This is a genomic window from Stenotrophomonas sp. Steno-C15 (assembly GCF_056393265.1).
Genome location: NZ_JBWJPF010000009.1, coordinates 20,334 through 46,076, shown reverse-complemented (window position 1 = coordinate 46,076; position 25,743 = coordinate 20,334). Strand labels below are relative to the sequence as shown.

Annotated in this window: 21 protein-coding genes; 9 read left to right on the top strand and 12 right to left on the bottom strand. The window is 68.5% G+C overall.

Going from position 1 to position 25,743, the window contains the following annotated elements; all coding sequences use genetic code 11:
* Window positions 1–54 precede the first annotated feature (54 nt).
* Both AC06FB_RS09200 and AC06FB_RS09195 read right to left on the bottom strand, forming a co-directional pair.
* A complete protein-coding gene (locus AC06FB_RS09200; RefSeq protein WP_053517228.1) occupies window positions 55–825 on the bottom strand; it encodes a rhomboid family intramembrane serine protease in 771 nt (256 codons plus the stop codon).
* Between the two features lie 103 nt (window positions 826–928).
* On the bottom strand, window positions 929–1,891 hold the full coding sequence (locus tag AC06FB_RS09195; protein ID WP_065174065.1) for a TerC family protein: 963 nt from the start codon (window positions 1,889–1,891) through the stop codon (window positions 929–931).
* A gap of 350 nt (window positions 1,892–2,241) precedes the next feature.
* Here AC06FB_RS09195 and AC06FB_RS09190 point away from each other — a divergent pair, with 350 nt between their 5' ends.
* Window positions 2,242–3,411, top strand: a complete 1,170-nt coding sequence (locus AC06FB_RS09190) for a class I SAM-dependent rRNA methyltransferase (protein WP_053517230.1) — start codon at window positions 2,242–2,244, stop codon at window positions 3,409–3,411.
* 96 nt (window positions 3,412–3,507) lie between these two features.
* A complete protein-coding gene (locus AC06FB_RS09185; protein WP_478053609.1) occupies window positions 3,508–4,749 on the top strand; it encodes a dipeptidase in 1,242 nt (413 codons plus the stop codon).
* Window positions 4,750–4,800: 51 nt separating this feature from the next.
* On the opposite strand, the gene AC06FB_RS09180 is transcribed toward AC06FB_RS09185, so the two are convergent.
* The 3 genes from AC06FB_RS09180 to AC06FB_RS09170 all read right to left on the bottom strand — a co-directional run bounded on the left by AC06FB_RS09180 (window position 4,801) and on the right by AC06FB_RS09170 (window position 8,018).
* The gene (locus AC06FB_RS09180; protein ID WP_053517233.1) at window positions 4,801–6,228 is read right to left on the bottom strand and encodes an amino acid permease; all 1,428 of its coding nucleotides are present in this window, start codon (window positions 6,226–6,228) and stop codon (window positions 4,801–4,803) included.
* A gap of 173 nt (window positions 6,229–6,401) precedes the next feature.
* Entirely contained in the window at window positions 6,402–7,031 is a 630-nt protein-coding gene (gene leuE, locus AC06FB_RS09175) for a leucine efflux protein LeuE (protein ID WP_053517234.1), read from the bottom strand.
* A gap of 15 nt (window positions 7,032–7,046) precedes the next feature.
* Window positions 7,047–8,018: a LysR substrate-binding domain-containing protein gene (locus AC06FB_RS09170; RefSeq protein WP_478053608.1), complete on the bottom strand. Its 972-nt coding sequence runs from the start codon at window positions 8,016–8,018 to the stop codon at window positions 7,047–7,049.
* 91 nt (window positions 8,019–8,109) lie between these two features.
* Between AC06FB_RS09170 and AC06FB_RS09165 the strand changes: the two genes are divergently transcribed.
* Window positions 8,110–9,117 carry a zinc-binding alcohol dehydrogenase family protein gene (locus tag AC06FB_RS09165; protein WP_277381229.1) on the top strand — a complete coding sequence of 336 codons (1,008 nt, stop codon included), beginning with the start codon at window positions 8,110–8,112 and terminating at the stop codon, window positions 9,115–9,117.
* A gap of 72 nt (window positions 9,118–9,189) precedes the next feature.
* Here the strand turns inward: AC06FB_RS09165 and AC06FB_RS09160 are convergent, their stop codons facing one another.
* Window positions 9,190–9,795, bottom strand: a complete 606-nt coding sequence (locus AC06FB_RS09160; RefSeq protein ID WP_111187103.1) for a glutathione S-transferase family protein — start codon at window positions 9,793–9,795, stop codon at window positions 9,190–9,192.
* Window positions 9,796–9,845: 50 nt separating this feature from the next.
* Between AC06FB_RS09160 and AC06FB_RS09155 the strand changes: the two genes are divergently transcribed.
* The 3 genes from AC06FB_RS09155 to AC06FB_RS09145 all read left to right on the top strand — a co-directional run bounded on the left by AC06FB_RS09155 (window position 9,846) and on the right by AC06FB_RS09145 (window position 12,483).
* Window positions 9,846–11,408 carry a DNA recombination protein RmuC gene (locus AC06FB_RS09155; RefSeq protein ID WP_253118417.1) on the top strand — a complete coding sequence of 521 codons (1,563 nt, stop codon included), beginning with the start codon at window positions 9,846–9,848 and terminating at the stop codon, window positions 11,406–11,408.
* A gap of 71 nt (window positions 11,409–11,479) precedes the next feature.
* Window positions 11,480–11,869: a hypothetical protein gene (locus AC06FB_RS09150; protein WP_065174061.1), complete on the top strand. Its 390-nt coding sequence runs from the start codon at window positions 11,480–11,482 to the stop codon at window positions 11,867–11,869.
* 68 nt (window positions 11,870–11,937) lie between these two features.
* Window positions 11,938–12,483, top strand: a complete 546-nt coding sequence (locus tag AC06FB_RS09145; protein WP_065174060.1) for a glutathione peroxidase — start codon at window positions 11,938–11,940, stop codon at window positions 12,481–12,483.
* Between the two features lie 57 nt (window positions 12,484–12,540).
* On the opposite strand, the gene AC06FB_RS09140 is transcribed toward AC06FB_RS09145, so the two are convergent.
* From AC06FB_RS09140 to AC06FB_RS09115, 6 genes are read right to left on the bottom strand one after another with little or no spacing between them, the layout of a single operon-like run.
* Complete coding sequence (locus AC06FB_RS09140) at window positions 12,541–13,545, bottom strand: MlaA family lipoprotein (protein WP_053517243.1); 1,005 nt, start codon at window positions 13,543–13,545, stop codon at window positions 12,541–12,543.
* A 1-nt stretch (window position 13,546) separates the two neighbouring features.
* The gene (locus AC06FB_RS09135) at window positions 13,547–13,858 is read right to left on the bottom strand and encodes an STAS domain-containing protein (protein ID WP_053517244.1); all 312 of its coding nucleotides are present in this window, start codon (window positions 13,856–13,858) and stop codon (window positions 13,547–13,549) included.
* The gene (locus tag AC06FB_RS09130; protein ID WP_053517245.1) at window positions 13,848–14,510 is read right to left on the bottom strand and encodes an MlaC/ttg2D family ABC transporter substrate-binding protein; all 663 of its coding nucleotides are present in this window, start codon (window positions 14,508–14,510) and stop codon (window positions 13,848–13,850) included. Before AC06FB_RS09130 ends, AC06FB_RS09135 begins: the two co-directional genes overlap by 11 nt.
* Window positions 14,507–15,031 (bottom strand): outer membrane lipid asymmetry maintenance protein MlaD, encoded by a 525-nt coding sequence (gene mlaD, locus AC06FB_RS09125; RefSeq protein WP_053517247.1) that lies wholly within the window; start codon window positions 15,029–15,031, stop codon window positions 14,507–14,509. Before mlaD ends, AC06FB_RS09130 begins: the two co-directional genes overlap by 4 nt.
* Window positions 15,032–15,089: 58 nt before the next feature.
* Complete coding sequence (locus AC06FB_RS09120; protein WP_065174057.1) at window positions 15,090–15,839, bottom strand: MlaE family lipid ABC transporter permease subunit; 750 nt, start codon at window positions 15,837–15,839, stop codon at window positions 15,090–15,092.
* The gene (locus AC06FB_RS09115) at window positions 15,839–16,627 is read right to left on the bottom strand and encodes an ABC transporter ATP-binding protein (RefSeq protein WP_065174056.1); all 789 of its coding nucleotides are present in this window, start codon (window positions 16,625–16,627) and stop codon (window positions 15,839–15,841) included. Before AC06FB_RS09115 ends, AC06FB_RS09120 begins: the two co-directional genes overlap by 1 nt.
* Window positions 16,628–16,817: 190 nt before the next feature.
* Here AC06FB_RS09115 and recC point away from each other — a divergent pair, with 190 nt between their 5' ends.
* The 3 genes from recC to recD are packed head-to-tail and all read left to right on the top strand — an operon-like array spanning window position 16,818 to window position 25,716.
* Window positions 16,818–20,168, top strand: a complete 3,351-nt coding sequence (gene recC, locus AC06FB_RS09110; protein WP_277381226.1) for an exodeoxyribonuclease V subunit gamma — start codon at window positions 16,818–16,820, stop codon at window positions 20,166–20,168.
* Window positions 20,165–23,839, top strand: a complete 3,675-nt coding sequence (gene recB / locus AC06FB_RS09105; RefSeq protein ID WP_478053607.1) for an exodeoxyribonuclease V subunit beta — start codon at window positions 20,165–20,167, stop codon at window positions 23,837–23,839. Before recC ends, recB begins: the two co-directional genes overlap by 4 nt.
* Complete coding sequence (recD, locus tag AC06FB_RS09100) at window positions 23,836–25,716, top strand: exodeoxyribonuclease V subunit alpha (RefSeq protein WP_478053606.1); 1,881 nt, start codon at window positions 23,836–23,838, stop codon at window positions 25,714–25,716. Before recB ends, recD begins: the two co-directional genes overlap by 4 nt.
* The last annotated feature ends 27 nt before the right edge of the window (window positions 25,717–25,743 follow it).

The following is a 25,743-nucleotide window of genomic DNA, read 5'->3' as shown; positions in this document are numbered from 1 at the left end:
CCGGGATGCCGGTGAACCGTAGCGCCGGGCGATGCCCGGCGGACCCATCCCACCTCAGCCGCGCGGTTCGTCCGGCCGCCGGAACGGGATGACCACGTAATCCTGCCCTTCGCGCGGCTGCCACAGGACCGGCACACGGTGTGGCGACGGCGGCTCCAGTTCATCGTCGGCCAGCGGTTCTGCGTTGTCTTCCTCGTCCTCCCAGCTGTAGCGCGGACGCGGTGGCAGCGGGTCAGCGGTGCGGAACAGCAGCGCCGCGATGATGCCGGCGAAGGCGCCGCCCATGTGCGATTGCCAGGACACGCCGTCGGCATGCGGCAGGATGGTCATCAGCATGCCACCGTAGAACAGCATGCCGATCAGGCCGGTGGCGATGGCGGCGCGGTCGCGGCGCAGCAGGCCGAGGCCGGCGAGCAGGAACATCAGGCCGTGGGTCACGCCACTGGCACCCAGATGGACGCTGCCGGGATTGCCCAGCATCCATGCGCCCACACCCGATCCCAGCCAGAGCAGGGGCAGGGCGCGGACGGTGGCCCTGGGATAGACGCTTCCGGCCAGGGTGCCGAGGATCAGGATCGCGATGCTGTTGGCGGCGATGTGCTCGACCGAGGCATGCAGCAGCGGGCCGCCGAGCAGGCCGAGCAGGCCCTTGGCTTCCAGCGGCGCTACCGCCCAGGGGCGCCAGTCGAACGTGCCCTGCAGGGCGAACACGACCACCAGCACCAGCACGGCGGCCAGGCTGACATTGAACGCCCGCAGGATGCGGAGGCGGTCGTTGCGGGGGGCCGGCACGTCGCCGGCGGGCAGGGGCGCGTTGCTGTTCATACCTCAAGCAATGGCGGTGGCTGGCGCGAAACCAAGGCCACCGCTGCGGGAGAGTGGAAGCGGCCAGCGGGACAATCCCGCTGGCCATGTCTGCCAGCCGCGATCAGGCCTGGCCTTCGCCTTCCTTGGGCGGGTACTTCAGGCTCAGCACGACGGTGGCGGCAATGATCAGCGCGACCACGCCCAGCGAGACCGGGGTCGGGATCTTGAACAGGTCGATGATCATCATCTTGATGCCGATGAAACCCAGCACCAGTGCCAGGCCGTACGGCAGCAGGTGGAAGCGGTCGGCCATGCCGGCCAGCAGGAAGAACATCGCACGCAGGCCCAGGACCGCGAACACGTTGGAGGTCAGCACGATGAACGGATCGGTGGTGATCGCGAAGATCGCCGGGATGCTGTCCACCGCGAAGATCACGTCGGTGACGGCGATCAGGATCAGCACCGCGAACAACGGGGTGAACCAGCGCACGCCGTCGCGCTTCACGCTCAGGGCGTTGCCGGCGTACTCCGGCAGCAGGCGAAGGTGCTTGCGCATCCAGCGCAGGGCCGGGTTGCTCTCCAGGTCCGGCTCCTGTCCGGCGGCAAACCACATCTTCCAGCCGGTGAACAGCAGGAAGGCGCCGAACACGTAGAGCAGCCAATGGAACTGGCTGATCAGCACGCTGCCGGCGAAGATCATGATCGTACGCAGCACGATCGCGCCCAGGATGCCGATGATCAGCACCTTCTGGCGCTGTTCCTCCGGCACCGCGAAGTAGCTCATGATCATCAGGAAGACAAAGATGTTGTCCACCGCCAGCGCCTTCTCGACCAGGTAGCCGGTCAGGAACTCGAGACCGACCTTGTTGGCCACGGCCTGGCCGGCCGTCTCATTCAGGTAGTACCAGAGGCCGGCGTTGAACAGCAGGGCCAGCGCGACCCAGCCGATGGACCACCACAGGGCCTCCTTGAAGGTGACCTTGTGCGGGCCACCATGGCGCATCAACACGAGGTCGACCAGCAGGGCGATGACCACCACCGCTGCGAAGCCGCCCCACAACCACATGTTACCGATCGTCTGCATTGGGAATGTCCGTTGGAAAGATGAATGCCAGGCCGGACGGCGAGGATCTGCAACGGAGGATCGGGAGGGGATCCAGGGACAGAGCTTCGCCAGTACGGCGAAGGTCTCGCTCGCAGTTCCAGTCGGCTGGAACTGCCGTTGCACCGGAGCCTGCGGGCTCGAAATGACGGCGACAACGTCTGGGAGCTACTCCCCTTCTGGCGCCGATTCTGCGGCCTGCCGCGTCCGCCGTCAAATGCCCGGGCACCGGGGTCGGATCCCCGCAGGGGGCCCGAGCCCATGTTCCCGCCAGAGAGGGGTCAGAGCCCCTGCGGGGATCTGACTCCCGGCGGCCGGTTTACAATAGGTGGATGAATACCCCCCTTCCCGTTGTCCGCCTCAAGAACGCGTGGCGCTCCAGCCACCCGTGGATCTTCCAGAAACTGGTCGAGAAGCCGACCGTCCGGCCCAAGCCCGGTTCCCTCGTCGACGTGGTCGGGGTGGACGGGGAATTCATCGGGCGCGGGTTCTACAACGGGCACTCGCGCATCGCCGTGCGCATTCTTGAAACCCATCAGGCCGTTGCGGTTGATGCCGGCTGGTTCTCGCGCAAGATCGCCCAGGCGGTGTCGCTGCGCCGTGACGTGCTGAAGCTGGACGCCGTGTCCGACGCCTGGCGCGTGGTGCACAGCGAGGGCGATGGCCTGTCCGGCCTGGTGGTCGATCGCTACGGCGACCTGGTGGTGGTCGAGTTCTTTGCCGCCGGCATGTTCCGCCACCGTGAGTGGATCTACGATGCGCTGCGTGAGCAGTTCCCCGGCTGCCGCTTCCACAGCTTCGCCGACGAACACGTGCAGAAGCAGGAAAGCTTCGATTTCCACGGCAACACCACCACCGAAGCGTCGGTGATCACCGAGTACGGGATCAAGTTCCGCGCCGATCCGGCCGGCGCGCACAAGACCGGCTTCTTCGCCGACCAGCGCGAGAACCGGCAATGGCTGAGCCAGCAGGTGGAAGGCAAGAGCGTGCTCGACCTGTGCTGCAACACCGGCGGCTTCGCGGTCTATGCAGCGGCACGCGGGGCCTCGGACGTGGTCGGCATCGACATCGATGAAGACGTCATCCAGATCGCCAAGGGCAATTCGCGCCTGAACAACGTGCGCCCGAAGTTCATCCAGTCCGACATCTTCCCGTGGCTGCGCGATGCCGCCAACCGCGGTGAGCAGTACGACGTGGTGATCCTGGATCCGGCCAAGATGACCCGCGACCGCGACCAGGTGATCAACGCGCTGAAGAAGTACCTGGACATGAACAAGCTGGCGCTGGGCGTGGTCAAGCCCGGTGGCCTGTTCGCCACCTTCTCCTGCACCGGCCTGGTGGCCGAGGACCAGTTCCTGGACATGCTGCGTCGTGCAGCCTATTTCTCCGGTCGCACCCTGCAGATCCTGAAGGTTGCCGGTGCCGGCGCGGATCATCCGTTCATGGCCCACGTGCAGGAATCGCGTTACCTGAAGGCGGTGTTCTGCCGCGTGGTTGATTGACCGCGTGGCGCTGTAGAGCCGAGCCCACGCTCGGCTCTACAAATTGGCCGGCCGCAGCGCTATGGTCGGGTTCTTCCCATTGCCGGTAGGAACCCCATGCCGTCGTTGCGCCGTCTGTCCGTGCTGCTTGCCCTGGCGCTGAGCGCGCCGCTGACCGCCCATGCCATCGAGTTCAGCGCGCAGGAGCTTGCGCGTGCCAAGACATTGCAGCAGCGCCTGCTGACGCTCGACAGCCACCTGGATACGCCGGCCAACTTTGGCCGCACCGGCTTCGATATCGAACAGCGCCATGATCGCAATGCGCTGTCACAGGTGGACTACCCGCGCATGGTCGAGGGAGCACTGGACGGCGGGTTCTGGGCGATCTACACCGACCAGGGCGACCGCAGCGCCGCCGCCCACCTGGCCGAGCGCGATCACGGCCTGCAGCGCCTGCTGGAAATCCGCGAAATGGTGGCGGCCAACGGCGATCGGTTCGCCCTGGCCCTGACCGCTGACGATGCGGCGCGGATCAAGGCCGCCGGCAAACGCGTGGTCTACATCAGCATGGAGAACGCCAGCCCGCTGGTGGCCGACCCCAGCCTGCTTTCGTTCTATCACCGTGCCGGCCTGCGCCTGCTGAGCACGGTGCATTTCGCCAACAACGAGTTCGCTGATTCTGCGACCGATCCGAAGGGACCGGAGTGGAAAGGCCTGAGCCCGGCCGGCAAGGCGCTGGTGCGCGAGGCGGTGAAGCTCGGCGTCGTCATCGACCAGTCGCATGCCTCCGATGCCGTGTTCGACGATCTGCTGGCGATGATGCCGGTGCCGTTCGTGCTCTCGCACAGTTCAGCCAAGGCGGTCTACGACCATCCACGCAACCTCGACGACGCGCGGCTGAAGAAGCTGGCCAAGGCCGGTGGTGTGATCCAGGTCAACGCCTATGGCGGCTATCTGATCGACACCGGCAAGACAGCCGAGCGCAAACAGGCCGAAGAAGCACTCAGCCGGCAGCTGGGAGGCTGGGAAGGCATGGGCATCGAGCAGGGCGTGGCCCTGTTGAAGGCCGAGCAGGCGCTGGACCATGAACACCCCGTCCGGCACGCCAGCCTGGAGGACTTCTTCGCCCACTTCGAGCACATCCTCCAGGTGGTCGGGCCCGAACACGTGGGCATCGGCCTGGACTGGGACGGCGGCGGCGGCCTGAGTGACCTGCCCGATGTCAGCCAGCTGCCGAAGATCACCGCGTGGCTGCTGCGCAAGGGATACACGGAACAGCAGATCGCCGGCATCTGGGGCGGCAATCTGCTGCGGGTGATGCGGCAGGCGCAGGACTACGCCGCCAGGCAGGGCGGGTAACTGCCCCGCCCGGGCCGGATCTGCGCCGGGCCGGGCCCGGCGCGGTCTGGATCAGCGCGCGATCAGCGCATGGCGACGGCTGTACAGGAAGTACAGCACCAGGCCCGCGACATTCCACAGCAGGAAGTACAGCTGCGTGGTGTGCGGCAGGCTGATGAACAGGTAGATGCAGCCCAGCGCAGCCAGTGGCCCGACGATGAAGGCCAGCGGCGTGCGGAAGGTCCGCTCGCGGTTCGGTTCACGCACGCGCAGCACGACCAGGCAGATGCCTACCGCGGTGAATGCCGCCAGGGTGCCGGCATTGGCCAATGCCGCGATCTCGTCCAGGCGTGCCACGCCGGCCAGCGCCGACACCACCAGCGCGGTGAACAGCGTGGTGGCCACTGGCGTGCCGGTGCGCGCGCTGACCTTGGACAGGCCGCGCGGCAGCAGGCCATCGCGGCTCATGACGAAGAAGATGCGGCTCTGCCCGTACAGGAAGGCCAGCAGCACGGTCGGCAGAGCGATGATCGCGATGACACCGATCACCATCGCCGCGGTCGGGTGGCCGAGCTGGCGCATGATCAGCGCCAGTGGCTCGGCGCTGTGGCCGAACACCGCGTAGCTCATCGCACCCACGGCGGCCAGCGCCACCAGCACGTAGACGATGGTGCAGCCGATCATCGAACCGATGATGCCGATCGACAGGTCGCGGCCCGGGTTCTTGGTCTCCTCGGCAGCGGTGGAGATCGCGTCGAAACCGTAGAAGGCGAAGAAGATGATCGCGGCGGCCGCCATCACGCCTCGCTCGACACCATCCGGACCCAGTGACTTGGCGAAGCCATACGGCATGAACGGCTGCAGGTTGCTGCTGTCGAAGGCCGGCAGTGCCACTGCCACGAAGATGGCCAGCGCGATCAGCTTGAACACCACCAGGATCGCGTTGAGGGTCGCGCTCTCCTTGGTGCCGGCCATCAGCATCAGTGCCACCAGCCAGGTGATGACGATCGCCGGCAGATTGATCATGCCGCCTTCCACGTGCGGACCCGCGGCCAGCGCGGCCGGCAGGGTCACGTCCCAGCCGAACTGGGTGTGGACCCACTCCAGGAAGCCGACGAAGTACCCCGACCAGCCCACGGCCACCGTGCTGACCACCAGCGAGTACTCCAGGATCAGGCTCCAGCCCACCACCCAGGCGAACACCTCGCCCAACGCGCTGTAGCTGTAGGTGTAGGCACTGCCGGCGGCCGGCATCATCGTCGACAGCTCGGCGTAGGACAGGGCCGCGCAGGCGCAGACCGCACCGGCGATGGCGAAGGAGATCAGGACGGCCGGGCCGGCGAGATTGGCACCGACGCCGATCAGCGTGTAGATGCCGGTACCGACGATGGCGCCGATGCCCAGCGCGATCAGGTGCGGCCAGCTGAGTGTCGGGACCAGTCGCCTGCCGGCTTCGTGGACGGTGACGGAATCTAGGGACTTGCGCCGGAGCAGGGACATGCAGGCCTCGGAAGGGGTGACTGATAACGACAAGTCTCCGAGTGTGACCGAACGCAGCGCAGCATTACCACTGACGGGGGTCATGCCTGGCGCAGCGCGCGCATGACCGCGACGACACTGCCGGAATCAGCACAAAGGTTGCGGAACGGGCCCGACCGCCGTCTCCGTGCCGGTCAGCCGTTCAGTCCCAGGCGGATGCCGAAGCCGACCAGGAACACCCCGGCCACGCGTCGCAGCGCGTCGCTGACGCGCGGATGCTGGATCAACCGGCGCCGCGCCAGGTTGCCGACCCAGATCAGCAGCGAGCAGTAGGCGATGCTGACCACGAAGATGATCCCCGCCAGCGCGACGAAGGTGGCGATGCCCTGGTGCGCCCTGGGGTCGATGAACAGCGGCAGGAAGGCCATGTAGAACAGGATCGCCTTCGGATTGAGCAGGCTGACCAGGATCGCCTGCTGGAAGTAGCGGCCCGGCTGCATGCGGATCGGGCCGGCATCGCCGCCCTCCTGCCTGGGCGTGCGCAGCAGGCTGATGCCCACCCACACCAGATAGGCCGCGCCCAGGTACTGCACGGCGTGGAAAACCAGCGGGTTGGCCTTCAGCAGGGCCGCCACGCCGGCCAGGGCCAGCCACATCAGGATCTGGTCGCCGACCAGCAGGCCGGCCAGTGCAGTGTAGCCGCCGCGCACCCCGCCCCGGCCGGTGGCGGTCAACAGGGTGAACGTGCCAGGCCCGGGCAGGGCGAGGAACACCAGCACGGCGACCAGAAACGTCCACAGGTCCTGGATGCCCATCCACGGCATGGCGGTGTTCTCTCGCTACGGGGAGCCGGTACTGTCGGCCAGTGCCGCGCGCTGCGACAGGGGGCCGCCGCCGCCCTCGGGCATGCCCGACAGCAGCGGTTGCAGGTGCTGGCGCAGTTGCGCATGCAGCTGCCGCACCGCGGGCGAGAACTGCTTGCGGTGCGGGCAGACCAGCTGCAGTGGGATATGGCTGCCCACACCGCCAAGCAGCAGCTGCAGGCGCCCGGCGAGCACGTCCTCGCGCAGGTCCAGCCAGGACTTGTAGGTGATGCCCTCACCGGCCACCGCCCAGCGCCGCACCACATCGGCGTCGTCGCACACCAGCGGGCCCTGTACCGGGATCACCACGCGACGGCCGTCGACCTCGAAGGCCCAGCGGTCGTAGGCGCGACCACCGAGCTGGTAGGCCAGGCAGTCGTGCTCGCGCAGATCCTCCAGACGCTGCGGCGTGCCGCGCCGCTGCAGGTAGCCGGGCGACGCCGCCAGCACGCGCCGGTTGCCTTCCAGCAGGGGCAGGGCGACATAGCTGGCATCATCGAAGTGCCCGATGCGGATCGCCACATCGACCGGATCGCGGAATACATCAGCCACTTCGTCGGACAGGCGCAGATGCAGCCGCAATCGCGGATGCATCGCACGGAACCGGGTCAGCCACGGCAGCAGCAGGTTGCGTCCGAAGTCCGACGGGGCAGAGAGCCGCAGCGTGCCATGCAGCTCGGCATCCTCGCCCTGCACCCGGGCCTGGCCTTCGCGCAGGGTCGCCAGCACCTCCTGCGCGTAAGGCAGGTACAGCGCGCCTTCGGCGGTCAGCCGCAGGCTGCGGGTGGTGCGCACGAACAGGCGCAGGTCCAGTTCGCGCTCGAGCCGGGCCACGGCGGCGGCGACCTGACCGGGCAGCAGGTCGGCCTCGCGCGCGGCCTGCGAGAAGCTGCCCAGTGCGGCGGTACGGACGAACAGCTGCAGGTCGTCGAAGCGGATCATTTTCATTGCAGGAGTGAAAGTCCTGCCCGATTGTGCGCCTTTCCGGCGGACCGTGCGCGGCGCACGCTGTGGCCTCCTTTCCCACTGGACCGCTGCCATGCGCGCCATTGCCTATTCCCATGCCGGCCTGCCGATCGACGATGCACAGGCCCTGATCGATATCGACCTGCCGCTTCCGCAGCCGGGCCCGCGCGACCTCCGGGTGGCGGTGCGCGCGGTGGCGGTGAACCCGGTCGACACCAAGGTCCGCCGCAACATGGCCACCGATGGCCCGCGCGTGCTCGGCTGGGATGCCGTCGGCATCGTCGATGCGGTGGGCGCTGAGGTGACCTTGTTCCAGCCGGGCGATGCGGTCTACTACGCAGGCGTGATCGACCGGTCCGGCAGCAATGCCGAGTACCAGCTGGTGGACGAGCGCAGCGTGGGCCGCAAGCCGGCCAGCCTCGATGATGCGGCCGCCGCAGCCCTGCCGCTGACGGCGATCACGGCCTGGGAGCTGCTGTTTGATCGCCTGCGCATCGGCGAGGGCGCCGGCGAGGGACAGACCCTGCTGGTGATCGGCGCGGCCGGTGGCGTCGGCTCGATCCTGGTGCAGCTCGCGCGTCGCCTGACCCGCTTGACCGTGATCGGCACCGCCTCGCGCCCGGAGACGCAGGACTGGGTGTACGCGATGGGCGCGCACCATGTGATCGACCACGGCCAGCCACTGGCCGAAGGGCTGGCACGGCTGGGCATCGCGCAGGTGGAGCATGTCGCCAGCCTGACCCACACCGACCAGCATTTCGCGCAGATCGTGGAGGTGCTGGCGCCACAGGGCCAGCTGGGGCTGATCGACGATCCTGGCCAGCTGGATGTGATGGCGCTCAAGCGCAAGGCGCTGTCGCTGCATTGGGAATCGATGTTCACCCGCCCGCTGTACCGGACGCCGGACATGCAGCAGCAGCACGTGCTGTTGAACCGCGTCGCGGACCTGGTCGATGCCGGCGTGCTGCAGACCACGCTGGGCGAGCATTTCGGCCGTATTGAAGCGGCGAGCCTGCGCCGCGCGCATGCCGTGCTGGAGAGTCACCGCGCCAAGGGCAAGATCGTTCTCGAGGGCTGGTAGAGGCCTGTCTGCCTCCTGCAGAGCAAAGCATGACCCGGCCCTGCAGGAGGCCTCGCGGTACGTGCCGCTGCCTCAGGGGTCACCGTTGTCGACGTGTTCGGCGAACCCGGGTCGCGGCCGCAGGCGGTCAAACCAGGCGTCAAGGCAGGGCAGCGCGGGCTTGGCGCCGGGGGTGCTGCGCCAGCGCTGGGTGGACAGGCCCAGCGCGATGTCAGCCAGGGTGAAGTCGTCGCCGGTGACATACGCTCCCGTGCCGGCCAGCTGGGCATCCAGCAGACCCATGAGCTCATTCCAGCGGGCCAGGCCGGTCTCGGCGCGGCCGTCGTCGGGATAGTCAGGATGCTGCCGCACGCGCGCCATGAACACGTGGCGCCAGGCGCTGTTGAGGTCGGTCGCCTGCCAGTCCATCCATTGCTCGACCTTCGCACGCGCCTGCGCATCTGCCGGCAGCAGGTCAGCGCGTCCGGCGCGGGAGGCCAGGTAACGGCAGATGCTGTTCGATTCCCACAGCACGAAGCCGCCGTCGCGCAGCACCGGCACCTGCAGGTTCGGATTCAGCCCGGCCAGCCGCCGTGCCGACGGTGCCGGGTCGTGCTCGATGGCCAGCCTGAGCTCGGCGCACAGCCACAGCACCTTGCGTACGTTGATCGACGTGGGCTTTCCGAACAGCGCGAGCATGACCGGGGCGGGACGCAGCAGTTGAGACTGGCCCAGCCTACACTGGTGCCATGCAAACCGAATCCCTGCTCATCGCCGGCCTCCTGTTGGTCGTACTCATCCTGCAGCTGGTCGCCCTGCTGCGCCGCCCACCGCATGATCGGCTGGAGCAGGCCGTACGCGAGGAGGCGCGGACGGGCCGCAGTGAACTGCGCGAACAGTTGGATGGCTTTGCCCGGGCGCTGACCGACCTGTCGACCCGCACCGACCAGCGCCTGGACCTGCTGCGCGAGGCGCTGGGCGAGGATGCACGCAAGGCACGCGCCGAAGCCGCCGACAGCCAGCAGCGCAGCGGCGCCCTGCTGGCGCAGCGGCTGCAGGAACTGCGAGGCCAGCTGGAGAGCTTCGGCCAGCAGCAGGAGGCGCGCATCCATGCCTTCGGCCAGCAGCTGCAGGAACTCACCGGCCGCACCGATGCCCAGCTCGGCGCGCTGCGCCAGACCCTGGTGGACGATGCACGCAAGGGCCGCGAAGAGGGTGCACTGTCCCAGCAGCGCCTGACCGATAGCCTGGGACTGCGGCTGCAGGAGCTGACCCAGCGCAATGAACAGCGCATCGCCGAGATGCGCGCCACTCTGGAAGAACAGCTGCGCGCGCTGCAGAACGACAACGCCCAGAAGCTGGAGCAGATGCGCCACACCGTCGATGAGAAGCTGCAGTCGACGCTGGAAACACGACTGGGGCAGTCGTTCACCCTGGTCTCCGAACGCCTGGAGCAGGTGCAGCGCGGGCTGGGCGAGATGCAGCAGCTGGCCACCGGCGTCGGCGACCTCAAGCGCGTGCTGACCAACGTCAAGAACCGCGGCAGCTGGGGCGAAGTGCAGCTGGAGAACATTCTCGAGCAGACCCTGACCCAGGAGCAGTACGCGCGGGGCGTCAAGGTCCGTCCAGACAGTGGCGAGATGGTCGACATCGCCGTGCGCCTGCCGGGCCGCAGGAACGACGACACGCCGGTATGGCTGCCGATCGACTCCAAGTTCCCGCGTGAGGACTATGAGCGCCTGCTCGATGCGCAGGAGCAGGGCGATGCCGAGGGCGTGCGCCTGCAGGGCATCCAGCTTGAGCGCGCGGTGCGGGTGCAGGCCAAGTCGATCTGCGAGAAGTACATCGTGCCGCCGCACACCACGGATTTCGCAGTGATGTTCCTGCCTACCGAAGGCCTGTATGCCGAAGTGATCCGGCGTCCGGGCCTGGTTGACGGCCTGCAGCGCGATCACCGCGTGGTCGTGGCTGGGCCGACCACGGTCACCGCTCTGCTCAACAGCCTGCAGATGGGTTTCCGCACGCTGGCCATCGAACAGCGGTCCAGCGAGGTGTGGAGCCTGCTGGGGGCGGTGAAGAGCGAATTCGGGAAGTTCGCCGGCATCCTCGAGAAGGCCGAGAAGCAGATCAGCACCGTGGGCCGCAGCATCGGCGACGCCAGCCGCAAGACGCGCACCATCGAGCGCAGGCTGCGCGGAGTGGAATCGCTGGCCACCGAGCAGGCGCAATCGCTGCTCGGCGACCTGGGCGAAGGGGATGCGGAAGGCAGCGGCGAGGATGATGGAAGTGAAGGCGGGACCGACGCCCGCTGAGCGACGCAGACACCCTGCCGACGGGGGCGATGCGTATGCTGGCGGCCTGTCCATCGCCAACAGGTACCGCCATGCGTTTCCACCTTGCCGCCAGTGCGGCCCTGGCCGCAGTGCTTGCTGCATGCAGCAGTACACCGCCTGCCACGCAGGCCGGTGATGCCCAGCCAGGCCCGGAGGCCGCCCAGGCCTACCAGGACGCGCGGGATGTGGACTGCCAGGCCGCCGGCGGCACCCTGCAGCCGCTGGGACGGCTGCAGCGCCTGCAGTGCGTGATTCCATACGCCGACGCAGGAAAGACCTGCAGCAGCAAGCGTGACTGCACCGGCCAATGCCTGGCCAGCGACGGCATCGCCGCCGGCACGGCAGCCACCGGCACCTGCCAGCGCGACGTCAGCCAGAACTTCGGCTGCCGTCAGCGCATCGACGACGGCAAGGCACAGGGCACGCTCTGCGTGGATTGAGGCGTTCCGGCGCAGCCACGTGGCGCTATGCTGATGGGCCATTCCCCGCTGTTGCCGGAGCACCCCGCGTGAGCACCCCGATCCAGGACATTCCCCTCACCACCATCGACGGCCAGCCGTCCAGTCTTGCCGATTACCAGGGCAAGGTGCTGCTGCTGGTCAACGTCGCCTCCAAGTGCGGCCTGACCCCGCAGTACGAGGGCCTGCAGGCGCTGTATGCGCAGAAGCAGGCACAGGGGCTGGAAGTGCTCGGTTTCCCGGCCAACAATTTCCTTGGCCAGGAGCCGGGCAGCGAGGCAGAGATCCAGCAGTTCTGCCAGCTGACCTACGATGTCACCTTCCCGATGTTCGCCAAGATCAGCGTGGCCGGCGATGACACGCACCCGCTCTACCAGCAGCTGATCGCCGCGCAGCCGCAGGCCATCGGCGAAGGCCCGCTGCGCGAGCGACTGTCCAGCAAGGAGATTCCGATCCACCCGGCGCCGGCGGTGTTGTGGAACTTCGAGAAGTTCCTGGTGGGCCGCGACGGCGCGGTCATCGCCCGCTTCGCGCCGGATGTGGCCGCCGATGATGCGCGTCTGCGCGAGGCCGTCGACGCCGCACTGGGCGCCTGATCGCCCGCAATGAAAAACCCCGCCGAGGCGGGGTTTTTCATCGGGTGCCGGCAGGACTCAGTTGCCCCACTGCGGCATCGGCATCGCATCGATCGGGATCGGCGAATTGGGATCGTCCTGGCCGCGGTTGCGCTTGCCACGCAGATCGTTCTCGATCTGGTAGTTGCGACGCTGCAGCCACGCATCGCGGACCAGCGCGTACTCGTCCACCGCCGAACTGCGCAGATCGTCCACCGCCAGCAGCTGCGCGCGGCTGTCGACCAGCTGCAGGCCCTGCAGGCCGATGCGGACCTTGTCCTCTTCGATGTTGCGGATCGGCGAGAGCGGCATGTCGCCGGCCAGGCCGAACACATCACGCACGGTGCGGGGACCGAAGAACGGCAGCTCGACGTAGCGCGAGCGACGCCAGCCCCATGCACCCAGCGTCTGGCCGAAGTCTTCCTTGCGGTTGGCGACCATCGCCTTGCTGGCCGGATCGAACAGGCCACCGATACCCAGCGTCGAGTTCATCAGGAAGCGACCCAGCGTGTCCCAGGCATCATCCGGACGGCCCTGCAGCAGCTGGTTGACGATCGTTACCGGCGAGCGCAGGTTGCTGAAGAAGTTGCTCACACCGGTGCGGGCAAAGCGTGGCACCACGTGGGTGTAAGCCGTCGCCAGCGGTCGCGCGACGGCATTGTCGACCGCCACGTTGAACCGGTGCACCTTGCGGTTGAACGGTTCCCACGGGTCGTAGGCCACCGCGTTGCCGGCCGCACCGTCGGCGCCGTACAGCGCGTCGAAATCATCGTCGCCGCCGGGCTGCGCAGCGGCAGCCGAGGCACTGGTTCCAGCAGACGCGTCCGTGGCCGGAGGCGTACTGGCCGTGGCCGTTTCGCCGCTGGCCACGGGGGTGGGCTCCGCTGCCGGTGCGGGGGCATCGGTGGCGGTATCGGTGGCGGCGGTCGGGCTGGCCGGAACCAGCGTATCGGCAACCGGCGCATCGCTGCGCGCGGGCTTGCCGGCACAGGCGCTGAGCGCGGCGGCCAGGACGATCAGGGGGAGAGCGCGTACGACGTTCATGTCAGCTCGCAGCAGAAGTAGCGTTGAAATCCAGGTCGGGCGACAGCCGGTAGGCTGCGCTCAGTTCGTTGTAGCCGGCGGGCATGCCGGAGATCACCAGGGGGTGGCCGGCCTTGCGCGCGCGCGCGGCCAGCTCGGCCAGCAGGGCGAGGCCGGCGCTGTCCACGCGCTCGACCTCGCCCAGTTCCAGCCGTGCCAGCTGCGCCGGCAACGCCTGCAGCTGCGGCCACAGTGCAATGACAGCGGCACGATCCAGCGCCCCGCGCAGGCGCAGGGTGCCGCCTTCCAGCAGTGCCAGCGCGTTACTTGCCATTGCCGGCCGGTCCGGCCTGGATGCTGCCGCTGTGCAGTTCGTTGGCCACCTGTCGGATGCCCTTCTGGCGCAGGGGACTGTCGAACTGGTTGCGGAAGGTCTGCACGTAGGAGATGCCCTCGATGTTGACGTCGAAGATCTTCCACTGGCCGTTCACGTTGCGCATCCAGTACTCGACGGGCGTCGGTTCGTTGCCCGCACGCACCAGCTCGGTGCTCACGCGCACGCCGCGGTTGCCGGGCAGCGGGCTTTCACCCTTCAGGCGGAAGCTCGGCCTGCCCTGGATGTTCAGCAGGGCCGAACCGTAGCGCTGCATCAGGCTGTCGGCCATCGCATCGGCGAACAGCTTGATGTCCGCATCCGACGCGCCGCGTGCATGCGTGCCCAGCACCAGGCGCGCCGCGTAGTCGCGGTCGAAGGTGCGGTTCAGTTCGCTGTCGATGTAGGAGCGCAGGCTGGACGGATTGCTGCTGAACTCGCTCTTGCGCTGCTGCAGGGTGGACAGGATGCGGCTGCTGGCATCGATCACCACTTTGCCGGCCTGGGCCTGCGGAGCGGCGGCAGCGGGGGCCGCGGCCTGCGCCTGGGCGAGCAACGGGGTCGCCAGCAGCAGCGAGGACGCGAGCAGGGCCGGGATCAGTTTCATCTTCATGGTTGCGGTTCCTTTGCAGGCGCCTGTGCGCCATCGTTGGGCTTCGGGTCTGCGCCGCCGCCGGCGCCGCCACTGAACATGTACTTGCCGACCAGCTGGATCAGGTCCACCGCCGGCTGGGTGAAGACGATCTCTTCACCGGGCTTGAGCACTTCCGGATCACCACCGGGCTGAAGACCGATATAGCTCTCGCCCAGCAAACCACTGGTGAAGATGCCGGCCGAGGTATCCGCCGGCAGGTCCTTGACCTTGCTGTCCATGCGCAGGGTCACGATGGATTCGAACTTGACCGGGTCCAGGTCGATCGCGGCAACCTGGCCGACGGTAACGCCGCCGATCTTGACCGGCGCCTGCTTGCGCAGCTGGCCGACCTGGGAGAAGCGCGCCTTCAGCTCGTAGCCGTCACCGCCCCAGCTCCAGCGCTGGTTGGTGGAAGCCACGGCCAGCACCAGCAGCGACGCCAGGGCCAGCAGCAGGAATGCGCCGACGGAGAATTCGAGTCTGGGACCGCGGATGGCCATGGGGAGTACCTGATCGAGTCGTTGTGGCCGCGCGCACCGCGCACCGCCGATGGAAGGGTTAGGTGAACAGCATTGCCGACAGCACGAAGTTGAACATCAGCACCAGCAGGGAGGCATTGACCACCGCACGGGTGGTGGCCACCGAAGTGCCTTCGATGGTCGGCTCGGCGTGGAAACCGACATAGGCGGCGACCAGGGCTGCAGTGCCGCCGAAGATCGCCGACTTCAGCATCGCCACGCCGAAATCGTCCCAGAAGTCGACACTGTTGCGCAGCGCCGACCAGAACACGCCATTGTCCAGGCCGAGCACGTGCACCGCTTCGAAGTAGCTGGCGCTGATCGCCAGCGAACAGAAGATGCCGGTCAGCAGCGGCACGGTCAGCACGGCTGCCCAGAAGCGCGGCGCCACGGCCTTGGCCACCGGGTCGATCGCCATCAGCTCCAGTGCCTTGATCTGGTCGGTGGCGCGCATCAGGCCCAGTTCGGCGGCGATCGAGCTGCCGGCACGGCCGATGAACAGCAGCGCGGTCAGCACCGGGGCCAGTTCACGGTAGAGCGACAAGCCGAGCAGGGTCGACAGGGCATCGGCCGCGCCGAAGGTGGTCAGCGTGCGGTAGCCCTGCAGGGTCAACACCAGACCGACGAAGGCGCCGCCGACAGCGATGATCGGCAGCGAGCGCGCGCCGATCTTGTAGATCTCGCGGGTCAGTTCGGCCAGGAAATCACGGGTCGGCAGCGAACCGCGCAGCACGGTCAGCGAGAACAGGCCGGCGCGGCCCAGCGAGCGGGTGGCTTGGATGAAGGGCATCAGGCGACCCTCGCGCGCGGCTCGGCGTCGAACGGGATGGGGCCATCGGGCTGGCCGTGCAGGAACTGACGCAGCAACGGGTCCTGGCTGGACTGCAGCGCGTCGGGCGTGCCCTGGAAGACGATGCCGCCGTTGGCGATGGCGATCACCTGGTCGCAGATCGGCAGCGTCTCGTGCACGTGGTGGCTGACGATGATGCTGGTCAGTCCCAGGCTGTGGTTGAGACGCTGGATCAGGCTCATGATCACCCCGGACGCGATCGGGTCCAGCCCGGTCAGCGGCTCGTCATAGATCATCAGCGGCGGATCCAGCGCCAGCGCACGGGCCAGCGCCACGCGGCGCGCCATGCCGCCGGACAGCTCGCGCGGCCAGGCGTCGGCTGCGGCCAGCAATCCCACCGCATGCAGCTTCATCTGCACCAGCCGGCGCAGTACCGCCGCCGGCAGGCGGGTGTGGGTGCGCAGCGGCAGGGCGACGTTCTCGGCCACGGTGAGGTCGGTCAGCAGGCCATTGCCCTGCAGCAGGACGCCGACGCTCTTGCGCATCTCCAGCAGCTCGGCGCTGCGGTGCGGGATCGGCTTGCCGAACAGGGTGATATCGCCGGCCGCCGGGCGCAGTTCGCCGGTCAGCGCGGCCAGCAGGGTCGACTTGCCGCTGCCGGAGGGACCGAGCACGGCGGTGATGCTGCCCTTCGGCACCTGCAGGGAAACGTCGCGCAGGATCGTGCGTCCGCTCCGGTCGATGCGGACGTTGGACAACTGCACCAGACTGGAGGTGGAAGCCGACATGGGCACCATTAACATTTTTTCGACATCGAAGGATCGGGTCAGCCGGCTGAACATAAGCAGACTGGACGGTGCAGTATTGTGGCACGGCAGGGCCCCGGGCAGGTCGGGACAATCGCCGGGCGACCCGGAACAATCCGTGCCGGTGACAGGTTTGACCATTGAATACTGCCAGCCGTGCTGCACACTGTGCATGATGAGTGACCCGGGCAGCGACTTCCGCCTCTACCATTCCAACTCGCTGGATGTGCTGGCCGCGCTGCTGGCACGCAACGTCCGTGCGCCGATGCCAGGGCAGCCGCTGCTCGCACCGGACGTGGTGCTGATCCCGCAGGTAGCGATGCGGCGCTGGCTGCAGGCGACATTGGCCGCCGAATACGGTGTCGCCGCCAACCTCGAGTTCCTCACCCCGGGTGAGTTCGTCGCCCGTGCGCTCAACGCCAACGTCGATGGCGAAGCCGACGATCTCGATGCTGCCGGCCTGCACTGGCGGCTGTACCGGGCGCTGCGCGATCCGGCGCTGCTCGGGCAACCACCGATGCGCGCGCTGCAGTCCTATCTGGCCGGCAGCGATGGGCTGAAACCCTGGGCCCTGGCCGGCGAGCTGGCGTCGGTGTTCGAGAAATACCAGGCCTGGCGGCGCGACTGGCTGCTGCGCTGGGAGGCCGGGGCCGACCCGGCCGATCCCCAGGCGATCCTGTGGCGCGCCGTTGCCGGTGGGCATGGCTACCGCGCGCGCCGCATCCAGACCTACCTGGACCGCTTCGAGGGTGCCGGCCAGCCATTGCCGCAGGGGTTGCCGCCGCGCATGTCCGCATTCGCGACGCTCAACATCTCCCCGGACGTGCTGCGGGTCATGGCGACGCAGGCGCGGGTGGGCGAACTGCATTTCTACCTCCCCACCCCGGTGCAGTCGTACTGGGGCGACCTGCAGACCCTGGCCGAGCGGCTGCGCAGCGGCGCTCCCGATCCCTTCGGCGAAGCGGCGGGAGAAAACCGCCTGCTGGAAGCCTGGGGCGCAGCCGGCCGCGACTTCATGGCGGTGCTGGGCAGCTATGAAGTGGTACACCCGGCCGGTGAGATCGCCGCCTACATCGACCCGGAAGACGACGCGCGGCCGACGATGGCCGACGGCGGCCTGTCCGACAGCCTGCTGCACCGCCTGCAGCGCGATCTGTTCCACCGTCGGGCGCTGCCGTCCGGCGAACTGCGTGATGGCCTGGCCGGCGATGATCCCAGCCTGCAGGTGCACGCCTGCCACACCCGCCTGCGCGAACTGCAGGTCCTGCACGACCAGCTGCGTGGCCTGCTTGAGGATGACCGCTTCGACCCGCCGCTGCAGGCCCGCGAGATCGCCGTGCTGGCGCCGGACATCGATCCCTACGTGCCCTACCTGGAGGCCGTGTTCGGTGGCCGCGGTGGCGAGGACGACCACATTCCCTACGCGTTGGCCGACAGCAGTCCGCTGGCGGGCGAACCGCTGGCCGATGTGTTCGTGCACCTGATTGGCCTGCCGGTCTCGCGGTTCGGCCTGAATGAAATGCTGGACCTGCTGGCCAGCGCGCCCCTGGCCGAGGCAGCCGGACTGGACGCGACCGACTTCGACCGCCTGCATGGCTGGCTGCAGCAGGCGGGCGCACGCTGGGGGCTGGATGCGGACCATCGCGCCCAGCACGGCGCGCCACCGGATGATGCCTACACTTGGCAGTTCGCGCTGGATCGCCTGCTGCTGGGCCATGCCACCGGCAGCGATGCCGACCTGGCCGGCGTCGCGCCGTGGACCGGGCTGGAAGGTGGCGCGCTGGATGCGCTGGACCGCCTGCTGCGCCTGCTGCGGGTACTGGCCGCCTACCAGCGCCGTCTTGGCGAGACGTTGACTCCGGCGCAGTGGCGGCAGCGCCTGCTGTCGCTGCTGGATGCGCTGCTGCCGACCCCGCCCGGCTCACCCAACAGCCAGCGCGCGCTGGAGCGGCTGCGCAAACTGCTCAACCAGTTCGCCGAAGACGCGGACAAGGCCGGCTTCAGCGACGGGGTGCCTCCCGAAGTGATACGTGCGCATTTCGCCTCCGCCCTGGCCGAAGCCGACACGCGTGCACCGCTGCTGACCGGCGGCATCAGCTTCGGCCGCATGGTGCCGATGCGATTGCTGCCGTTCCGGGTGATCTGCGTACTCGGCCTCAATGATGGCGATTTCCCGCGTCGCGATCCGGCGGCCGGCCTGAACCAGCTCACCGCCGAACTGGACACGCCCCGACGCCGCCCGGGCGACCGTTCCACCCGCGAGGACGATCGCTTCCTGTTCCTGCAGCTGTTCGCCGCCGCACAGGACGTGTTCTACCTCAGTTACCTCGGCGCCGATCCGCGCGATGGCAGCGTGCGGGAACCGTCGGTGCTGGTCAGCGAGCTGATCGACGCCGTGGCGGCCTACCACCTCGATCCAGCCGCCGCCGCCGCGGCATTCACGGTCCGCCACGCGCTGCAGCCGTTCTCCCCCGCCGCGTTCGGCGATGGCGACCCGCGTCGCTTCAGCTACCGCCGGCAATGGCATCCCGCAGCCGGTCGCCTGGCCGGGCAGCGTGGCGGGCTGTCGCCGTGGTTCGACGCGGCGGCGCTGCCGCCGCCGGTCGAAGCTGCGGTGGAAGAGGAGCTGTCTCTGGAAAGCCTGCGCCGTTTTCTGTGCGATCCGGCTGGGCAGTTCCTGTCGCAGTCTCTGGGCCTTCGACTGGCCGATGAGGTCGAGGACGTCGTCGATCTGGAGCCGCTGGTGCTGTCCGCGCGAGGGCCGGACACGCGCAGTGTGCAGGCCGCGGTGGTGCGTGCCACCCTCACCGGCGATGACGACCCGCTCTACCCGAGGCTGCGCGCACGCGCGCTGGTGCCATCCGGCGCGCTGGGCGAGCGGCAGTTCGAGGTGGAACAATCGAAGACCCGCCCCTATGCCGACGCAATGCTGGGCTGGATGCAGGGCGTACAGCCGGAAAGCCGCCGCTATGAGGTCCAGATCGACGGCGTGCGCCTGCACGGCCGGGTTGCCGATCGCCATCCTGGTGGTCTGGTGCGGCTGCGCGCGGGCACGCTCAACGGCAACGCGGTGATCCGCCAGGGGCTGGACTGGCTGCTGGCCAATGCGGCAGGCGACGCGTTGCCGCTGGTCCAGTTCCACGACGGTGGTGACGCCGGTCAGGGTCCGCACGTCCTGCCGGCACTGTCCGTGCCCGCGGCGCGGGCCGCCCTGCGCGCGCTGCTGCAGCTGCGCCGGCGTGGCCTGCGTGAGCCGTTGTGGTTCGCTCCCTACACCGGCTGGGTGCTGTACACGACCAGCGGCGAGAAACAGCGCAGCGAGGGCTGGAAGCAGTGGCATGGCAGCGACCGCAGCTGGGGCGAATCCCGCAGTGACGCCTGGCAGTTGCTGATGCGCGGTGCCGATCCCTTCGCAGACGATGCCCGGTATGCCGAGCTGCTGCACAACAGCCAGGTGGTGTTCGGCGCGCTGCGCGAAGGCCGCGTGCCCGGCGCCGGTTCACATACAGAGGTCACCGGATGAACGCTACCGTGGCAGGCAGCCCCATCGAACATCCCGGTATCGACCCGTATCTCGCACTGCCCCTGGATGGCGTCCGCCTGATCGAAGCCAGTGCCGGCACCGGCAAGACCTTCACCCTGGCCACGCTGTTCACCCGGCTCGTGGTCGAGCAGGGCCTGCGTATCGGCCAGATCCTGGCGGTGACCTTCACCGATGCCGCTACCCAGGAACTGCGCAAGCGCATCCGTGAGCGACTGGCGCTGGCCGCGCGGATGGTCGACCTGCCTCCGGGCGACGGCGAGGCACCCGACATGCGGTTGACCCGGCAGATCCTGAGGCGCCATCTCGATGCCGGCAATGAGAGCGCGGCGGCGCTGAAGCGTCGCCTGCAGGTCGCTGCCGACGAAATCGATCTGGCCGCGATCTTCACCATCCACGGCTTCTGCACCCGCGTGCTGCGCGAGCACGCACTGGAGAGCGGCCACACCTTCGATCCTCCGGAGCTGCTGACCAGCGACCGCGAGCTGATGGAGGAACTGGCGGCTGACCTGTGGCGCGTGCACGCCAACGATCCGGCCACACTGGAGCCGCTGACCTTGTTGTGGTCGAGCCCGGACGCACTGGCAGGCGACCTGCGCGCGCTGCTGGCCGAGCCGCCGCTGCATCCATTGCCATTGCCGACGCTGCCGGACGATCCGCGGCCGCGGATGCTGCAGGCCGCGCAGGTCCTCGCGTCCGCCATCGACTCCGGTCTTGATGCGGCCCGTGGGCAGATCGCCACGGCGTTCGAGAAGAAGGTCTTCGATGGACGTCGTGCCAAGCGGCCGAGCTTCGACAAGGCATTCTCCACCCTGGTCGCAGGGCAGGCGGTCGCGGACTGGTCACGCGATGGAAAACTCCATCTGGAGAAGCTGCTGCCCACTTCGATGCAGGCACTCTGCCGGAACGATCAGCAGGGCGCCTGCCCGGATGCGCCCCTCTTCGACGCATTGCAGGCCTGGTGGGATGCCGCCGACGTGGTCATGTCGTGGCTTCGCCAGCGCGCGATCCGCTTCCTGCACGCCCTGCGCGCCGAAGCCGCGCAGCGACTGGCCCTGTTGAAACAGACGCGACGGGTGCAGACCTACGATGACCTGATCGACGGCGTGGCGCTTGCCCTGCAGGGGCCGCAACGGCTGACGCTGGTGCAACGGCTGCGCGCGCAGTACCGCATTGCCCTGGTCGATGAGTTCCAGGACACCGATGACCGCCAATGGGGCATCTTCCACACCCTGTTCGGCGATTCGCCGGAGGTACGCGAACTGGGACTGGCGCCAGCGCTGTTCCTGATCGGCGATCCGAAGCAGGCGATCTATGGCTTCCGCGGCGGCGACATCCATACTTACCTCAAGGCCAGGCAGGTTGCGCAGCCTGCGCCGGCACTGGACCAGAATTTCCGCTCGCGGCCTGCGCTGCTGCGCGTGCTGCAGATGCTGTACGACAACGGCGGTGAGGACGCCTTCCTCGAGCGTGACATCCGCTTCGAGCCGGTGCGGCCGGGCGGCGTACGTGTAGATGCGGATTACCAGCGTGATGGCCATGCCGCCGCAGCCCTGACCCTGCGCGTGCTGCGCAGCGGCGGTGACAGGCCGCTGGCTGCCGATGCCTCCCGCGAGGCAGCGACGCGGGCGTGTGTGGCCGCCATTCACCAGGTGCTGGTGGACGCGCGCGCCGGCAGGGCCCTGCTGCGTGGTCGCCCGGTGCAGCCGGCTGACATCGCCGTTCTGGTGCGTTCGCATCGCGAGGCCACGCTTGTGCAGCGTGCGCTGGCGGCTGTTGGAATTCCCGCGGTGGCAGCCGGCAGGCAGAGCCTGTTCGCCACCAGCGAAGCCCGCGACCTGCGCGCGCTGCTGCTGGCCCTGCTGCAACCGGCCGACGAAGGCCGCCTGCGCACCGCGCTGGCCACCGTGCTGCTCGGCCAGCCTGCCAGTGCGATCGCAACGATGGAACGCGAAGGCGACCTGCAGCGGGGATTCCAGGCGCAGCTGCTGCACTGGCGCGAACGATGGCAGCGCGGCGGCCCGTTCGCGGTGATCGCCGACGTCTGCGCCGCACAGGGCGAACGCCTGCTGGCGCTGATCGATGGCGAGCGCCGGCTGACCAATTACCTCCAGCTCGGCGAGCTGCTGCAGGAGGCGTCGGCACAGGCGCTGGGCATGCATGGCCTGCTGGACTGGCTGCAGGGCCGGATGGCCAGCGCCGACCAGGACGATGAGCAGCAGCTGCTGCGCCTGGAATCGGACGCGCGCCGTGTGCAGATCATCACCCTGCACAAGAGCAAGGGCCTGGAATACCCCTTGGTGTTCCTGCCGTTCGTGGGCATCGAGCGCGGCGCGAACAACAGCGCTGCACACTGCACCGTGCATCTGGACGGCGAGCGCCAGCTGCACTGGAAGCTGGACAGGGACGAGGTGTGGGACGCCGTCAGCCGCCAGGCGCGGCACGAACAGCAGGCAGAGGACGCGCGCCTGCTGTACGTCGGCATGACCCGAGTCGAGCACGCGCTGTGGATCGCCATCGGTGACCTCGCCGGTCTTGCCAGGACCCCACTGGCGCCGTTGCTGGGCGACCTGCAGGCCCTGCGCGGGTGCGCCGATGTGCAGGTCGACGACAGCGAGCCGGTGGCGCAGCTGCCGCAGCTGGCGGTGGAAATGGACGGCGAACTTCCGGCAGTGCGCACGCAGGCGCGTCGCGTGCCCCACGACTGGTGGGTATACAGCTTCACCCAGCTGGCCCATGCCGATGCCGGCAGTGGCAGTGACATCGAGGCGGCCGCCACCGAACTTCCGGCGCCGGCGGCCGACGAACCGGTTGGCGCGGAGCTGCCCCTGGAGCCCGCGCTGCCGGATCCTGCCGCGACCGAAGAGGCCGCGCCGGTCGACCCGCGTTTCATGGGCAGCCGCTTCGGCAACGTGCTGCACGAAGCGATGGAGAACGTCGACTTCGCCGCATGGGGCGCCTGGCAGCCTGGCCAGGAAGCGCCGGAAGGCCAGGCCGCCGTGCTGCGCAAGGCATTGCGCGACGAGGGCTATGCAGATGCGGACCTGGATGACGGCATCGCGGTGCTGGTGCCACTGGTCGGCCAGACCCTCATCGCGGAGCTGCCGGAGGGCGGCGCGCTGTACAGCGTGCCCGCGCAGGATCGTCGTGCCGAGATCGACTTCCACTTCGCCATCGAGCCGACCGCTGTGCCGGCGCTGCTGGATGTACTGCATGCCCATGGCATCGCCAGCGCGCGCCGGGGCTTCGGCCAGCGCCGCCGGCTGGAAGGGCTGATGACCGGCATGATCGACCTCACCTACGTGCGCGATGGCCGCTGGTACGTGCTCGACTACAAATCCAACCGGCTGCCGGGCTACAGCCCCGACCTGCTGGCCATCGCCATGCGCCACAGCGAGTACGACCTGCAGGCCCTGATCTATACCGTCGCGCTGCATCGCTGGCTGCGCTTCCGGCTGGGGGCGGCCTACCGCTACGAACGCGACATGGGCGGCATCCGCTATCTGTTCTGCCGCGGCCTGGATGGCACTGGCAATGGTGTCTACACCGATCGTTTCCCGCTCGAACTGGTGGACGCGCTCGATGCGTTGTTCGCCGGAGGCAGGCAGGCCCAGGCCGAGCTGGCGGCACGCGCGCTTGGAGCCAGCGCATGAGCCTGCTCAGGGATCTGTACCGCAATGGCCAGCTGCGGACGATCGACCACGCCTTGGCGACCGGCCTGCAGCGCCTGCGCACGGACACCCCGGAGGACGTGGCCCTGGCGGCGGCCCTGGCCTCGCTGGCGGTATCGCTGGGGCATGCCGGTTTCGATCCGGCGCAGCCGCACCGGCTGCTGGAAGGCGTATCCGCCTGGCCGGCGCCGCAATCCTGGATCGAGCAGCTGCGCGCCTCGCCCTGGGTCGCGACCCCCGGGCGCGCCGATGCTGTCGCAGATGACGCCCCGCTGGTGATGGAGAATGGCCTGCTGTACCTGCGCCGCTATCGCGAGTACGAGCGGCAGCTGGCGGCGGGCCTGCAGCGCATCGGCGGCCATCCGCTGCCGGCGCCGGATCTGCCCGCGTTGGCGCCTCTGTTCGCACGGTTGTTCCCGCAGGCCCGGGATGCCGAGGATCATCAGGCGCGCGCGGCAGGCGTGACCCTGCGTCATCCCTTGGCGCTGGTGACCGGAGGACCCGGGACCGGCAAGACCACCACCATCGCGCGCCTGCTGCTGTTGCTGGCTGCGCAGGCAGCGCATGCCGGCCAGCCACCGCCGAAGGTGGCCTTGGCCGCACCGACCGGCCGCGCCGCAGAGCGGATGGCTGAAAGCCTGCGTCTGGCCGTGCAGCGGTTGCAGGAGGAGGGCCTGGACCCGGCGCTGTGCGCCGCATTGCCTACCACCGGTACCACGCTGCATCGCCTGCTGGGCGTCATTCCCGACTCGCCCCGCTTCCGCCACCACGCCGATAATCCGCTGCCGCTGGATGTGGTGGTGATCGACGAAGCGTCGATGATCGATCTGCCGATGATGGCCAAGCTGGTCGATGCCATCGCCAGCGGCACCCGCCTGATCCTGCTCGGCGATCCTGACCAGCTGCCCTCGGTCGAAGCCGGCGACGTGCTGGGCGCGATCCTGCGAGCCAGCGGTGATGGCATGGGCACGCGCGTCGATGATGCACTGGCGTTGCAGGGGGTGTTGGCGGCACCGGCATTGCAGCCGCCGGCGCCGGTCCATGCATTCACCGGTAGGCGGGTGCAGCTGCAGCGCGGTTACCGGCAGAGCGACGCATTGGATCTGGCACCGTTGGCGCGTGCCGTCCGCGATGGCGACAGCGTCACCACGCTGCGACTGTTGCGCAGTGGCGAACTGTCGGGAGTCCGCTTCCACGAAGGGGAGCCGGATCCGCTGCGTGACCAGCGTGAGCATCTGCTGGGCCGCTGGCGTGCATTGGCCGATATCCGGGACCCGGTCCTGGCACTGCAGCAGGCCGGCCGCCTGCGCGTGCTGACCGCGCTGCGTGAAGGGCCGCAGGGAGCCCGTGGCCTCAACGAGCGGATCGAACAGCTGCTGGCCGGCACCACCCCGGGCTACTTCCAGGGGCGCCTGCTGCTGGTAACCGAGAACAGCTATCGGCATCGCTTGTTCAACGGCGATGTCGGCATCTGCCTGCGCGACAGCACGGGCGCGATGGTGGCGTGGTTCCCCGGCGACACCGCCGATCAGCCGCGCGCCTTCCATCCGGCCGCATTGCCGGCGCACGAGAGCGCGTTCGCAATGACCGTGCACAAGGCACAGGGCTCGGAGTTCGATGAGGTCTGGCTGCAACTGCCACGGCAGGACAGTCGCGTGCTGTCGCGCGAGCTGATCTACACCGGGCTGACCCGTGCCCGCCAGGTCCTGCATGTGGCGGCCAGTGCCGACGTGCTGCAGGCCGCGCTCAAGCGCCATGCCAGTCGAATCGGCGGCTTGGCCTGGCGGCTGGGTGCAGAAGATGTGGCCGAACAACCAGCGGGCATGGAACAGCCCACGCTGCAGGGCCAGTTGTTCTGAACCGGGGTCGGATCCCCTTCCCAACGG

Bases quoted from the DNA above. Each gene is read 5' to 3' on its own strand.
- AC06FB_RS09150 (WP_065174061.1), top strand. From the start codon at position 11,480: ATGCGTTTCCACCTTGCCGCCAGTGCGGCCCTGGCCGCAGTGCTTGCT.
- AC06FB_RS09135 (WP_053517244.1), bottom strand. From the start codon at position 13,858: ATGGCAAGTAACGCGCTGGCACTGCTGGAAGGCGGCACCCTGCGCCTG.
- AC06FB_RS09180 (WP_053517233.1), bottom strand. From the start codon at position 6,228: ATGTCCCTGCTCCGGCGCAAGTCCCTAGATTCCGTCACCGTCCACGAA.
- AC06FB_RS09170 (WP_478053608.1), bottom strand. From the start codon at position 8,018: ATGAAAATGATCCGCTTCGACGACCTGCAGCTGTTCGTCCGTACCGCC.
- AC06FB_RS09165 (WP_277381229.1), top strand. From the start codon at position 8,110: ATGCGCGCCATTGCCTATTCCCATGCCGGCCTGCCGATCGACGATGCA.
- AC06FB_RS09200 (WP_053517228.1), bottom strand. From the start codon at position 825: ATGAACAGCAACGCGCCCCTGCCCGCCGGCGACGTGCCGGCCCCCCGC.
- AC06FB_RS09185 (WP_478053609.1), top strand. From the start codon at position 3,508: ATGCCGTCGTTGCGCCGTCTGTCCGTGCTGCTTGCCCTGGCGCTGAGC.
- recD (WP_478053606.1), top strand. From the start codon at position 23,836: ATGAGCCTGCTCAGGGATCTGTACCGCAATGGCCAGCTGCGGACGATC.
- AC06FB_RS09155 (WP_253118417.1), top strand. From the start codon at position 9,846: ATGCAAACCGAATCCCTGCTCATCGCCGGCCTCCTGTTGGTCGTACTC.
- AC06FB_RS09195 (WP_065174065.1), bottom strand. From the start codon at position 1,891: ATGCAGACGATCGGTAACATGTGGTTGTGGGGCGGCTTCGCAGCGGTG.
- leuE (WP_053517234.1), bottom strand. From the start codon at position 7,031: ATGCCGTGGATGGGCATCCAGGACCTGTGGACGTTTCTGGTCGCCGTG.
- AC06FB_RS09130 (WP_053517245.1), bottom strand. From the start codon at position 14,510: ATGAAGATGAAACTGATCCCGGCCCTGCTCGCGTCCTCGCTGCTGCTG.
- AC06FB_RS09120 (WP_065174057.1), bottom strand. From the start codon at position 15,839: ATGCCCTTCATCCAAGCCACCCGCTCGCTGGGCCGCGCCGGCCTGTTC.
- mlaD (WP_053517247.1), bottom strand. From the start codon at position 15,031: ATGGCCATCCGCGGTCCCAGACTCGAATTCTCCGTCGGCGCATTCCTG.
- AC06FB_RS09115 (WP_065174056.1), bottom strand. From the start codon at position 16,627: ATGTCGGCTTCCACCTCCAGTCTGGTGCAGTTGTCCAACGTCCGCATC.
- recC (WP_277381226.1), top strand. From the start codon at position 16,818: ATGATGAGTGACCCGGGCAGCGACTTCCGCCTCTACCATTCCAACTCG.
- recB (WP_478053607.1), top strand. From the start codon at position 20,165: ATGAACGCTACCGTGGCAGGCAGCCCCATCGAACATCCCGGTATCGAC.
- AC06FB_RS09140 (WP_053517243.1), bottom strand. From the start codon at position 13,545: ATGAACGTCGTACGCGCTCTCCCCCTGATCGTCCTGGCCGCCGCGCTC.
- AC06FB_RS09190 (WP_053517230.1), top strand. From the start codon at position 2,242: ATGAATACCCCCCTTCCCGTTGTCCGCCTCAAGAACGCGTGGCGCTCC.
- AC06FB_RS09160 (WP_111187103.1), bottom strand. From the start codon at position 9,795: ATGCTCGCGCTGTTCGGAAAGCCCACGTCGATCAACGTACGCAAGGTG.